Source organism: Streptomyces sp. NPDC046308 (genome assembly GCF_055588065.1).
The window spans coordinates 896,882-910,330 of the sequence record NZ_JBVJFB010000001.1 but is presented as its reverse complement, the minus strand read 5'-3'; the positions used below and the strand labels follow the sequence as shown (position 1 = coordinate 910,330).

General features: G+C 70.4%; 7 protein-coding genes. 5 read left to right on the top strand and 2 right to left on the bottom strand.

All coding sequences use genetic code 11. The features are described from left to right. Positions 1 to 151: 151 nt before the first annotated feature. Both ACZ6JT_RS04080 and ACZ6JT_RS04075 read left to right on the top strand, forming a co-directional pair. On the top strand, positions 152 to 1,858 hold the full coding sequence (locus ACZ6JT_RS04080; RefSeq protein ID WP_469206932.1) for a thiamine pyrophosphate-binding protein: 1,707 nt from the start codon (positions 152 to 154) through the stop codon (positions 1,856 to 1,858). Positions 1,859 to 1,972: 114 nt separating this feature from the next. After that, positions 1,973 to 3,367, top strand: a complete 1,395-nt coding sequence (locus ACZ6JT_RS04075; protein WP_469206930.1) for a hypothetical protein — start codon at positions 1,973 to 1,975, stop codon at positions 3,365 to 3,367. Between the two features lie 69 nt (positions 3,368 to 3,436). Here ACZ6JT_RS04075 and ACZ6JT_RS04070 read toward each other — a convergent pair whose 3' ends face one another. Further along, positions 3,437 to 6,379: a hypothetical protein gene (locus tag ACZ6JT_RS04070; RefSeq protein ID WP_469206928.1), complete on the bottom strand. Its 2,943-nt coding sequence runs from the start codon at positions 6,377 to 6,379 to the stop codon at positions 3,437 to 3,439. 342 nt (positions 6,380 to 6,721) lie between these two features. On the opposite strand from ACZ6JT_RS04070, the gene ACZ6JT_RS04065 reads away from it, so the two are divergent. Genes ACZ6JT_RS04065 through ACZ6JT_RS04055 form a run of 3 tightly spaced genes read left to right on the top strand, consistent with a single transcriptional unit; the run spans position 6,722 to position 11,129 of the window. Continuing rightward, on the top strand, positions 6,722 to 7,036 hold the full coding sequence (locus tag ACZ6JT_RS04065) for a CU044_2847 family protein (protein WP_469206926.1): 315 nt from the start codon (positions 6,722 to 6,724) through the stop codon (positions 7,034 to 7,036). Next, a complete protein-coding gene (locus ACZ6JT_RS04060) occupies positions 7,033 to 9,648 on the top strand; it encodes an nSTAND1 domain-containing NTPase (RefSeq protein ID WP_469206924.1) in 2,616 nt (871 codons plus the stop codon). The genes ACZ6JT_RS04065 and ACZ6JT_RS04060 overlap by 4 nt, the downstream gene beginning before the upstream one ends. Next, a complete protein-coding gene (locus tag ACZ6JT_RS04055) occupies positions 9,531 to 11,129 on the top strand; it encodes a WD40 repeat domain-containing protein (RefSeq protein ID WP_469206923.1) in 1,599 nt (532 codons plus the stop codon). The genes ACZ6JT_RS04060 and ACZ6JT_RS04055 overlap by 118 nt, the downstream gene beginning before the upstream one ends. A gap of 45 nt (positions 11,130 to 11,174) precedes the next feature. Here ACZ6JT_RS04055 and ACZ6JT_RS04050 read toward each other — a convergent pair whose 3' ends face one another. Then, positions 11,175 to 13,415 (bottom strand): MMPL family transporter, encoded by a 2,241-nt coding sequence (locus tag ACZ6JT_RS04050; protein WP_469206920.1) that lies wholly within the window; start codon positions 13,413 to 13,415, stop codon positions 11,175 to 11,177. Between the last annotated feature and the right edge of the window lie 34 nt (positions 13,416 to 13,449).

The window sequence follows — 13,449 nt, the reverse complement described above, 5'->3', positions numbered from 1 at the left end:
TGACGTCCCCCACCACTCGTACGGCCCGCTTGATGTGCGGGAGCGGGATGCGTCGAGTACTGGCAAACTGGTTCCGGAAGGCCGCACCACGTGCCGCGTCGAAACCGCACTCGCCGACAAACACATGCGGGGGTTGGACGAGGGAACGGCGATGAGGGTTTACGAAGCCATAGTCAAGGGTCTGGAAGACATCGGAGTACGGGCCGCCTTCGGCGGGGCCGGAGAGAACGCCGCCGGCCTGATGCTGGCGCTCAAGCACTCCCAGCGGATCCGGCCGGTCATCACGCGGCATGAACAGGCCGCGTCCTTCATGGCATGCGGCCACGCGATGTTGACGAACGAACTGGGCTTCTGTTTCGCGACGGCAGGGCCGGGTGCGTTCAACCTGTTCTCCGGCCTGGCTGTGGCGATGTCCGACTCCTACCCCGTCCTCGCGGTCTCGGGATACGCATCGAGGGCCTGGCAGGGCTGGGGCTCCCTCAACGAAACCTCGGGCCTGAACCGGACGCCCGACTCCCGGGCCATGTTCGCCGCCACGACGAAGAAGTCCTTCCTGCTCACCGATGCCGCCGACACGTGTGACGTGCTCGAGGAAGCCGTCAACATCGCCTTCGAAGGAAGGCCGGGTCCGGTGCACATCCACGTTCCGGAGGACCTCACCCACCGCGGGATCGAGGTGACGGACTTCCGGCACATCCGGCTCGACGTGGCCCCGGTCGTCCCCGATCCGGTCCGGGTGGAGGCGATCGCCTCGATGCTGGCCGACGCCCTCACCCGGCGCAAGCGCATCGTGGCGCTCGTCGGGTTCGGCGCGATCCGCAGCGGAGCGGGAGCGGAGATCCGGCGCTTCGTCGAACGGTTCCAGATTCCCTTGCTCACCACACTGGACGGCAAGGGCATCGTTTCCGAGGGGCACCCGCTCTCGGTGGGCGTCTTCGCGGACAGCGGGCACTCCAGCGCGTGGAAGGCTTTCCGCGAGGCCGATGTCGTGCTGTGCGTCGGCAACTCCCTGAACCAGCACGCCACGTTCAACTACCGCGAGGACCTCTTCGAGAACAAGGTGCTCGTCCATGTGAACATCTCCGAGGCCGAGTTCCACAAGGCCTACCGGTCCGACTACGCGCTGCTCTCCGATGCGCGCCTGGGGGTGGCCGCCCTCTACGAGGCGCTCGACGAACGGGTCGGTGACGTCCCGGCGGTCGAAGTCGACGGCCGCGACTACGAAGCCCGTCACATCACGCACCTGACCGGAAGGATCCACCCGGGGGAGCTGGCCCAGGCGATCGGCAGGATGCTGCCCCCACGAGGTGTGCTGCTCGCCGACGCGGGAGCACACGTCGCCTGGCTCGGCTACTACGTCGAGCTGGAGGAGGGGCAGAACTTCCGCAAGGTGGGTTCGTTCGGCCCGATGGCCGGCCACGTCAACGGCGCCATCGGAATGAAGGTCGCCCACCCGGAACGGACCGTCGTCGTAGGGTGCGGAGACGGCTGCTACTCGTTGTCCGGTTTCGAGCTGATGACCGCCGTCGAGAACGACATCCCCGTCATCTGGATCATCTTCGACGACGAGGAATTCAAACTGATCAAACTGTTCCAGCTCGTCACCTACGCGGAAACGGCGCTCGTCGAGTTCCAGAACCCGGACTTTGCCGCGTACGCGCAGGCGTGCGGCGCCGACGGCTACCGCGTCGAGACGCTGGAGGAGTTCGAGAAGGCGTTCCGCGAAGCGCTCGCCTCCGGCCGGCCGTCCCTCATCGACGCCCGGATCACGCGATGGGCCGTCCCCCACTACAGCCCTTCGCCCGACGGCGTCATCGCCGGTCTCGTGGAGACCATCGAGGCACGCTTGCGCGGCTGACGGCGCCGGGCCCGCCGCTCCCCCCGGTGAGCCCCGCGCCCTTGACGAACGGCGCGGTGCGGGGCGCCGAGTCCGGGGGAGACCGGCTCGTCCGGTCACACCTGAGGGGACAGCATGATGAACGACCCGCTGAACATCCACAGGCATGCCGGCTTCGAAGCCCTCGTGCAGCGCCCCCTGCTCACGTCGATCTGGCGTCGCCGCACCCACCGGGTCAGCCGCGGCAGCTCGGTCGAGGCCGGTTCGATGAGCTGGGCCTCCACCGCACCACGAGCCCCGCTGACCGAGCTCGAGGAGGCCGTCCTCATCGCCATCACGGGCTGCTCGGGCCTCACCATGCCCGACCGCCCTTTCGCCGACCCCCGCGACGGCAAGCCCATCATGGCCAAGCCGAATCTCAACATGGCCGGCCGGACCGCGGGCAGCCCCGACAACGCGCAGGGCACGCACTTCTTCCTGATCAACGACACCGGCACCTACTTCCTGCGCAAGCTGCCCCCGGCATCCGACGGCGGGGAGGCGGCGTTCGACCCGGACACCCTCTGCTCGCGGGCCGCCGAGGCGAAGGTACGGCTGCTCGACCACCGCATCGACGTACCGGAAGGAAAGCGGGACTTCCCCGCCTACCTCGACTCGAACCGGTTCCTGTCGAACCTGCCGGGCAGCACCCTCCTCCTCCCCGTGGTGGACCTGTCACGGCAGTACATCAACGGGTTGATGTACCTGCTGACCCAGCCGGAGGGAGCACGGCCGACCATCGTCGACGACCGCAACCTCTACCGCGTGGCGGGCGTGCGCGACTGGGTGAAGTCGGGGTTCCTCAACGAGGACATCAAGCTGCCCTTGGGCTTCATCTGGGCCATGCGGACACAGATCGAGGCCGACCTGCTGCTCCAGAACCTCATGCTCACCGCCGACGCCATGGGCCTCGGAGCCTGGATCCACGCCTCGATCGCCCCGTCGATCATGCTGGGCGACCCGAAGTTCCGTCCCGCCTACGGTCCCATGCTCGATTTCGACTGGACCATCCCGCGGTGGAGACCGGCGGACATCCTGCGCTGGCATGTGCCGCTCCCGCGCTACGCGGACCTGAGGGCGACGGCCGTCGGCCTGCGTCACAACGGTGAACATCTCATCAAGGCGATGTGCCCGCCCAATTACGCCACCATGGGCGAGGCCGTCGACGACGTCGTGGCGGGCAAGTTCGGGCCGAGGGGCATCTACTCCGACGAGGGGTTGTTCGCCCGCATCTACCGGGGGGAGTTCGGCAGCCGGTACCTGCGCGAGGCCGGTGACTACTCCGCCGACGTCATCGCGTGTACGCGGGACATCTGTACCTACATCTACGAGACTCACGGGCGGTTCCCCGCCCACTGCGACACGATCCACGTACCCGGTGTGTGGCTGCAGACCCATCACCTCGAGAACGACTACTACGAGCGGTACTTCCGCGAGGGTCTGACCGACGCCCACCGCACGCACGACGCGTACTGGCACGGAGAACGGTGACAGGACCTTGCGTACGGGACGGCACCGCGCGCCGCCTCCCGGTGCTCCAGCGCTGCCCGCACCTCCCCGCTACGGCTGAGGGGCGTGCCCGGATCCGCGGCGCCTGACACCGGACCGCGCCGCGTGTACGGGGCGCACCTGCGCGGCTTTGGTGCCGAGGTGGTGTCCGAGCTCCCGGTAGGCGTCGAATTGGGCGTGGTCGAACCACTGGTCGAAGGTGGCCTGGCGGGGGAAGGCCTTCTCCCGGAGGGCGTAACTGAGCAGCTCGTACGGCATGTCAGGGGTCAGGCCGGCCTTCACGTAGATGATCGTCCCCTTGGTGGCGGGTGGCGTGTCGGGCGAGAACAGGACCGGTTCGGGGTACTCGATCGTGCCTCGCACCACGCCGCTGACGGAAAACCGGGCGTTCAGGGAGGCCATCGGCGCCTCGGGCGGGAGCGGTTCCGCGCTGCCGGGTACCAGGTTCAGCAGGCTCTGCCCCTCGTCATCGAAGGTGATCGTCACTCCCAGGTCCTCGTAGGCGAGCGTGATCGCCTGCGCGAGGGTGGTCGCCAGCGGCGGCGAGTCCCCCGAGGCGTCGATGACGTAGACGGTCCGGCAGCGGAGCCGGAGCATCTCGACCAGACCGAGATTGTCGAAGTGCCCGCCGTCGGTGCACAGCAGCAGGGGAGTGGTGTCCGAGTACCGGCCCACGAGCTCTTGGAGCTGGTACCGCAGCCGCCGTACCCGTGGCAGCCGCGGCATGATCCGGTTGGGCCCGTACGTCGCCAGTTCCGCGAGGTAGAGGGGGTTGGGCACCCAGGTGCCGAGCCGCACGTTGGACAGCGCGAGCAGCCGCTCCATGAACATCGTCTGTGAGCCCATCGCGGAGGCGAAGGCCGCTCCGGACACGGCGACGGCGGACTGTACGGTCAGGTCCCGCCCGATCAGCGCCGGGGCCGTCTTCTGAAGAGTGCCGGTGCGGACCCAGCCCGTGTCGGGTCCGCCGCAGTAGTCGGAGGCGAAGGTGAAGGGCACGGCGGGCCGGCCGGGAGCGGTGCGGTTGCGCAGCGACACGGCCGCGGAGGCGGCGAAGATGATCTGAGGAAAGCCCTCCACCCGCTGTGCGTAGAGGCTCAGCGGGGTCGGCTCGTTGTTGTAGTCGTACGGCAGGGCGCCGACCGAGCCGTCCTTCAACACAGCGCGGCGCACGGCGAAGGCACCGGCCAACCTCTGCCGGTAGAAGGGGTGCAGACTGAACGTGGTCTGGTCGATCACGAGCGTCAGCACGATGAGGGCGACCGGCACTCCCACCTGCCAAGCCGCCGCCCAGCTGCCCGCGTAGACGGCGGCCCAGGACATGAGGGCGAGGCCGAAGAACGCGACCAGGAGCAGCACCAGCCAGCACACCGCTGCCTTCACCCAGCTGGTGCCGACCTGCGTGACGAGGGATGTGCCGCCCCTGGCGAGCGGACCCGTCCTCTCACCGTCCGGCCTCAGCCTCTTCACCGTTTTGTGGACCGCGGTGAACCACGTACCCGCGGCCGTGGCAGCCGCCGTGATCGCGCCGAGCAGGGCGACCCCCGTCCCGCTGTCGTCCCAATAGCCCCCTCGGTCGGCCTTGTGGGCCAGAGCGGCGAAGAACCAGATCACCGAAGGAAGGACGATCGAGTACAGGGCGACCGCCAGCGCGAGGCCGGTGAGCGTGTTCACCGTGCTGCGCAGCCAGGCGGGGCGGGACTTGCCGCTGCCGGCCCGCGTGAAGGCGTACCCGACGGACACCAGACCGGCCAGGCCGAACAGGAAGAGGACGGGGCGCCAGGCGGTCGGGCGCAGATGAAGGGACGGGCCGAACCCCTCCGCTTTCGTGCCGAAGGGGTGGAGTTCGGTCAGTGGGACGTACGAGTAGAACTGGTGCAGGAACTGACCGGCCACGGCGAAGACCAGCGCAAGCATGCCGAAGGAGACGGCCATTCCCCGCAGCACCGCCCCCGCGGCGTGCAGCTTCTCCTTCGGCGCGTCCGCCAGGTACTTCGCGTGTCGGCGGATGTGGTCCTCCTCCGGGCTGCCCGGCGCGAACACATCCACGGGTTTCGCGAGTCCGGGCCGCACTGAAAGGCTCCCGTCCGGGGCCCGGAGCCGGGCATCGGTCAGCGCCAGTTGGAAAGCCCCGGCGGTGTACCCGCCGCCGGACACCGACACCAGATACGTCGCCTTGAGCAGTTGTCCGCGTAGTGCCTGCAGCGCGCCGAGGGTGACCGATGCCGACCGGATGCCGCCGCCGGAGACACAGAAGCCGATCTCCGCGGGCTGCCGACCGGGCGGCTGGTACGCGCGGGTGCGCCAGCGGGTCACCGGGCTGTCCTTCGGGTTCCGGGCAATGGTCTCGCCAGGTTGCGCCGGGCCGGCGGCGGTCCACTCGGCTCGGGGCTCCCAATCGTGGGGCGCGGCAGGCGGCAGGATCACGTCCGGGTCGCTCCACTGGCTCTCCGTGCCGTCCACGAGCCGGTGGGCGTGAGCCACGACAGGACGGAGGCGGTCTTCCCGCGCACTCCGCACGAAGGACGGGTCCAGCACCCGGCGGCAGTAGAGGATGACGACGATCAGAAGGGCCGCTGCCACCAGCGGGACGACGAGCGCCCACTTCACCTGGGCGAAGTAGGACGCCCACGTCAAGTCCGGCACCGGATCGGCGGCGAGCCGGTTCAATGCCCTCCAGAGGAAGATGTTCTCCGCGCAGTCCGCCACCACCGGCAGGGGGGTGAGGGCGAGGGCGCGCCGGGCCCACAGGCGCGCGGACTCCCGGTACAGGAAGAGGTGTCCGAGTCCGAAGGCCCCGGTCAGGGCCAGCGCGTACCCGGGAATGAACATGCGCCAGTCGAGTACGAGGCCGTCCTGGAACAGCGTGACCCCGTGTCCGTGCCCGCCTCCGACGCCGTTCACGAGGGCGCGGGCCTCTTCGGCCGTCGCCGCGAACTGGAGGGCCACTTCGCTGTTCCCTGCGGGCTTGTCCAGGAACGGAGGGTCCACCATGTACCAGATGATCAAGCAGAGACCGGCGGTGAGCCCGAACAGGCACAGCCCCACCGCCCAGCCCGGAATCTCTCGCAACCTCGACTGCGCAGGAGCATTCGGCATGTACGCAGAGTAGTCAACCGGACGGCGTCCGGACGTCATTCGGGCCGGTGCGCGCCGCGGGGCCCGCTCGGCGCGGTTGGCGGACGACCTTCCGGTGGTCACACCCCGCCCTCGTGAGAAGGCGCGGCCGGCCCTTTGGTCTGCGCTGTTCAGGTCGGCTGTGGTGCGGCATGGACCGGGGTGCCGGATGCTGGCTGTGATTGCTGGTGAGCGCGCGCGAGCAGCGGAGGAGGCATCGTGACACCTCTGACCCGGATCCGGCTGGAGGGAGGCGGCTGGGTGCTGGTGGAGGGGGATGCCGGCATGGAGGGACCGGTGAAGGCCGGGCGGGCCGGGAATCTCGTCTGCGACGTCGCGGGAACGTTCGGCGAGGCTCTGGAGCCGGTCACCCGGGCGGCGCAGACCGCCCTCGACCAGTTGCGCAAGGCGCGGCCCGACGAGATCACGATCGAGTTCGGGGTGGACCTGGCGGTCGAGGCCGGCGCGGTGATCACCAAGGGCACGGCCGCTTGCCATCTTCAGGTGACCGTGTCCTGGCGGAGCGTCCATTGACCAGCGCCGGACAGCGGGCGGACCAGGAGGCTCCGTCGGAGCTGCCGACGGCGGTGGCGCAGATCCTCGGGCTGGACGGGAGCGTGGCCGGGGCGGGCTTCCTGGTGGCCGACGAGGTCCTGGTGACGTGTGCGCACGTCATCTTGGCCGCCGGAAGCGGACCTGGGGAGCGGGTGACGCTGGCCTTCCCCCGTGCGGCCGGTGCGGACGGGCTGGAGGGGGAGGTCCTCCCCGAACGGTGGCGGGCGCCCGAGGACGAGGACGTGGCCTTCGTCCGGCTGCTCGGTACGCCGGCGGGCACCAAGGTGCTGCCGCTGGGCTCCGCGGAGGGCTGCCGCGGCCATGAGGTGCGGTCGTTCGGCTTTCCGGCGCAGGCGCCGCGCGGGGGCCACCTGGGCTTCGCGGCGGTGGGCGACCTGCTGCCGTCTGCGGGGCGCGGCGGGACGCGTCTTCAGCTGACCGACGCCAACGACCTCACCACCGGGTTCAGCGGCGGGCCCGTCCTCGATGAGGTGACCGGCCTGGTCATCGGCATGCTCACCGAGATCACGGCGTCCGATGCGTTCGCCCGCGGGCAGGGCATCGCCTACGTCACGCCATCGCAGGTCCTGCGGGAGATCATGCCGGAGCTGGCCCCGCAGGAGGTGTGTCCCTACCAGGGGCTGGAGCCGTTCACCACGGAGCACGCCCGCTGGTTTCACGGGCGGGAGGAGGCAGTGCGCCAGGTCCTGGCCGCCCTCGGCCACCAGCAGCGCGTGACGCTGCTGCTCGGGCCGTCGGGGTCGGGGAAGTCGTCGCTGATCCAGGCGGGAGTTCTGCCTGCGTTGGCACGGGCGGAGGTACCGGGAAGCGACCGATGGCTGCCGGTGCTGGCCCGGCCCCGGCAGGACCTGTCGGCGGAGATCGAGCGGGCGGGCCTGCCGGGCACCCGGCGTGACGGGATCCTGGCGGCGGTCAGCCAACGGCTGCGGGACGAGCCCGAACACCACCGGGTTCTGCTGGTCGTCGACCAATTCGAAGAGCTGCTGCTGCAGAGCGCCGACGGTCGACTGCAGGAATTCCTCGGCGCCATCGACGACATCACCCAGGTCGCCGACACGTACACTGAGCTCGGCGTGATCCTGATCATGCGCGACGACTTCTATCCCCAACTGGCCGCCATGGCTCCCCGGTTGCTTGAGGCGGCCACCCCGGGGCTCCTCAACGTGCCGGGCACGCTGAGCCGGCGGGACCTACACGACATCATCGTGCTGCCGGCCGGAAAGGTGAAACTCCGCTTCCAGCCGGGGTTGCCCGAGCAGATCATCAGCGACGTCCTGGCGACCAGCCGGGAACCGGCGGCGGAACGCCGGGCACCGGTCACCGTACTGCCCCTGCTCGAGATGACGCTCAAACAGCTGTGGCTGCGGCGGCACGACGGCTACCTGACCCACGACGCCTACCGGCGGATCGGAGCGGTCAGCGGAAGCCTGACGACATGGTGCGACAGCGCCCTCAACGAGCTGTCCCAGGGCCGGCAGCGCATCGCGCAGCGCGTCCTCACCTCCCTGGTTCACCCCGAGGACCGCGACCTCCGCACCCCCGCCGTCCGAGCGCAGATCCCCCTCGACGAACTGCGCGACCTGACGGCCGGCCCCAGTGGTGCACCTGGGGGTGACTTCGATGCGGTCATCGCCGCTCTCACCCACCATCGCCTCATCACCACGCAGACGGTCCGCGACCTGGACCGACCCGGTGACCCGCCGGGCGAGCCGGTGGCGGAACTGATCCATGACGCGCTGATCCGTGACTGGGGTGCGATGCGGGGGTGGGTTCGCGAAGACCACGAATTCCAGGAGTGGCTCCATCGCACCCGTGAACGGCAGCGGCGCTGGGCCGAGAACCAGGACCCGAACGACCTGCTCGCGGGGACGGCACTCGCGGAAGGCCTCGCGCGGTCACGAGACCGCGGTCTGCCCGAGGACATCGCGGTCTTTCTCTCCGCGAGCCGAAAACGCCGGCAGGCCCTGGCTCGGCGGCGCAGACATCTCATCGCCGTCCTGGCCGCGCTCCTGGGCCTCGCGCTGATCACCGCCGGGATCGCGGTGCTGCAGTGGCGGACAGCGGCCGACGAACGGCAGGCGGCGCTGTCCCGGCAGCTCGCCACCCAGTCCCGCACGCTTCTCGACGTGAGCCCCGACCTCTCCTCGCTGCTGGCCGTCCGGGCGTACCGCGCCGGCCCCACGCCCGAGGCCCTGGCCGCGCTGCGGACGGCCGCGTACCTACCGGGATATCGGCGGCTGCCGGGGCACACCGACACGGTGAATTCGGTGGCGTTCAGCCGCGACGGCCGCACCCTCGCCACCGCGAGCGCCGATGGCACCGCACGGCTGTGGGATACCACCGCCGGCACGACCCGCGCCACGCTCCGCGGGCACCCCGACGAGGTGGCTTCGGTGGCCTTCAGCCCCGACGGCCGCACCCTCGCCACCGCGAGCGCAGATGGCGTACGACTGTGGGACACGGCCACCGGCAAGGCCCGCGCCCCGACGGCCGCACCCTCGCCACCGCCGGCGGAGACGGCACCGCTCAGCTGTGGGACACGGCCGCCGGAGCGATCCGCACCACGCTGACCGGGCACGGCTCGACGGTGTTCTCCGTGGCGTTCAGCCCCGACGGGCGGACCGTCGCCACCGCCGGCGCGGACGGTACAGGACGGCTGTGGGACACCGAAACGGGCGCACCCCGCACCACTCTGACGGGCCACACCGACGCGGTCTACGTGATCGCGTTCAGCCCCGACGGCCACGCGCTCGCCACCGGCAGCGGTGACGGCACCATGAAGGTCTGGAATGCCGCCACCGGAAAGATGCGCAGCTCCCTGGACGTGGCCATCGGCGCGGTTCAGGCCGTGGCGTTCAGCCCCGACGGCAGCACCCTGGCCATCGGCGGCACCAACCGCCTCCTGCGGCTGTGGGACGTGGCCACCGAGGCGATCAGCGGAACGCTGATCGGTCATACCGACACGGTGGAGTCGGTGGCGTTCAGTCCTGACGGCCGCACCCTCGCCACCGCGAGCGACGACAGGACCGTACGCCTGTGGGACCTCACCCCTCGCGGTGGCAGGTCCCTGGTCGGGCACACCGGCTTGGTGTACGACGTGGCCTTCAGCCCCGACGGCCGTACCGTCGCCAGCGCCGGAGCGGACAAGACCGTACGCCTGTGGGACGTCGCCACGGGCAACACCCGGACGGTCCTGACCGGACATGGCGACCAGGTACTGCAGGTGGACTTCAGCTCTGACGGCCGCACCCTCGCCACCTCCAGTAGCGACACCACGGTAAGGCTGTGGGACGTCGCCACCGGCAAGACCCGCACCGTTCTGGAGGACCCCTCCCAACTGATCTCGGTGGTGTTCAGCCCCGACGGCCGCGCCCTCGCCACCGGCAGCGTCGACGGCACCGTGAAGCTGTGGGACGCCGCCTCCGCCAAGCCAAGCGCCACCCTTTCCGGACACACCGGCTCCGTGGGTGCGGTGGCGTTCAGCCCGGACGGACGTACGCTCGCCAGCGGAAGCGCCGACGAGAGCGTACGGCTGTGGGACGTCACCACCGGCAAGGCCCGTTTCACCGGCCGCACTTCCGACACGGTGCACAGCGTGGCGTTCAGCCCCGACGGCCGCACCCTCGCCACCGCCATCGGTGACTACAGCGTGCGCTTGCTGGACACCTCGACCGGGAAACCCCGGAGCACCCTGGCCGGGCGGACCAGCCAGGCGGCGTCGGTGGCGTTCAGCCCCGACGGCCGCACCCTCGCCACCGCCGACTTCGACTGGACCACGGGACTGTGGGATGCCGACTCCGGCAAGAACCACGTCACCCTGATCGGGCAGCATGCCGACGAGGTGACTTCAGTGGCGTTCAGCCCCGACGGTCGCACGCTTGCCTCGGGCAGCGGTGACAAGACGGTGCGCCTTTGGCATGTGAGCCTGCCCGCCCCGTCCGAAGCGATCCGGAAGGTCTGTCGTGCCGTCAACCGGGACCTGGACGCACAAGAACGCACGGCCTACCTCTCCGGCAAGTCCTCAGGTCCCGTATGCCCACCCCACCCCTAGGGCGTGTCTGACAAATGATCACGGGCTGGTCTCGGAGCCACAGGATCAGGGAGGCCAGGACGACGCCGACACGTTAGCGGTCGGCTTGCCGCCGGGAAGCATCCGGTCCAGCCACTTCGGCAGCCACCAGTTGGTCCGGCCGAGGAGTGTCATGGTCGCCGGTACCAGCACCATGCGTACGACCGTGGCGTCGATGAAGATCGCGGTGGCCAGGCCGAGCCCGAACATCTTGGCGGAGGGGTCCTCGGCGACGGCGAAGGACAGGAAGACCGCCACCATGATGAGGGCGGCCGAGGTGATGATCCGGGCGGTGCCCGAGACGCCCTCGACGATCGCCGTGCCGTTGTCTCCGGTGCGCAGGTACTCCTCGCGTACGCGGGAGAGGAGGAACACCTCGTAGTCCATCGACAGGCCGAACAGGATGGCGAAGAGGAACATCGGGATGAACGACACGATCGGAACCGTCGCTTCCAGCCCGATGAGTGCGCCTCCCCAGCCCCACTGGAAGACCGCGACCAGCATGCCGTAGGCCGCGCCGATGCTGAGCAGGTTCAGCAGTACCGCCTTGAGCGGTACGAGGATCGAGCGGAAGACCAGCATCAGCAGCAGGAACGACATCGCCAGCACGGCGGCGACGAACACCGGCAGGCGTTCGCTGGTGCGTCGGCCCACATCGGACAGGCTCGCGGCGGCGCCGCCGACGTGGGCCCTGGCCGGGCCGTGGCCGATCGCCGTGGGCAGCACGTCGGTGCGCAGCCGGGCGATGGTGTCGGCCGTGGCCTTGTCCTGAGGGCTGGTGGTCGGGAACACCACGAGGGTCGCGATGCCGGTGGCCCGATCGATGTGCGTCGGTGCGACGGATGCGATGCCCGGATCCGCCGCGACCGCCCCGACGAGTCGGTCCAGCACTCCCGGATCACCGGCGGGGTCCGCAGCGATGACGAGGGGACCGTTGGTGCCCGCGCCGAACCCCTCGGCGACGAGGTCGTAGGCCCGGCGCTCGGTACGGCCGTGGGGCAGTGAGCCGTCGTCGGGCAGGCCGACGCGCAGGCCGAGCACGGGCAGCGTCGCGGTCAGCAGCAGCCCCGCCGCGCCGACCGCGTACAGGACCGGGTGCCCGCTGACGTGGGTGATCCAGCGCCGCCACCCGGCGGCGGGGACGGCGCCCGCCGCCGCATCCCGCCGTCGACCGAGTCGGCCCGACCGCCTGGCCTGAAGAGCCCGGCCGATCCGGCCGGCCCGGGCCAGGCGTGGGCCCGCGGCGCCGAGGAAGGCCGGCAGCAGCGTCACCGACGCGAGCACCATGGTCAGGACGACGATCGAGACGGCAAGCCCGCCCACCGTCATGAACGGCACGTTCGCGACCGCCATGCCGAGAATCGACACGACGACGGTGCCGCCGGCGAAGACCACGGGCCGCCCCGCCGTGGCCACCGCTCGTCCGGCTGCTTCGTGTGGATCGAGCCCGCGCGCGAGGTACTCCCGGTGCCTGGCGAGCACGAACAGCGCGTAGTCGATGCCCACTCCGAGCCCGACCATGCTGCCCAGGACCGGTGCGAAGGCAGGGACGTCCGTCACCCCCGCCAGCACCGTCATCGTGGCCACTCCGACGGTCAGTCCGAAGACCGCCATGCCGATCGGCAGCGCGGCGGCGACGAGCGAACCGAACGCCAGGAACAGGATCGCGGCCGCCGCGAGGATGCCGATCAGCTCGCTCGCGCCGCCGTCGGGGTCGGAGAAGGCGTAGAAGAGGCTCCCGCCCATTTCGACGCGCAGGGGCAGCTCGGCGCGCAGCCGGTCGCCGAGATCGACGAGGGCGTCGAGGTCTTCGGCCGACAGCCGGCTCTGGTCGGGGTACTGCACCCGGACGACCGCGATCCGCCCGTCGGCCGAGACGAGGCCGCCGCGCACGGCGGTGTCCCCGCCCGCGTCGAGTGCCCCCGCCGGGTCGCTCGTGCCGAGCACGTGGGGCAGCCGCCGCACCTCGGTCCGCAGCCGCGTGAGAGCGGTGCGCGCGCTGTCGTCGTCGAAGAACGTCGCACCGTCGTCGAGGGGGGTGACGACCACGTGGGCGGTCATCCCCTCCTGGCCGGTGCCGGCCCGCTCGATCAGTTGCGCGGCCCGCTGGGAGTCCAGTCCCGGAGCGGTCATCGAGTCCGCGGTCCGCCCGCCGAAGGCGACGGCGGCGAGGACGGCGAGCGTGGCGGTGACCAGCCATGCAGCGATCACCCGCCAGGGATGGCGGGCCGCGCCCCCGCCCAGGCGCAACAGGGCTTTCGACAGCATCGGGTCCTCCAACCACCTCGTCGGCCGTCCTTGT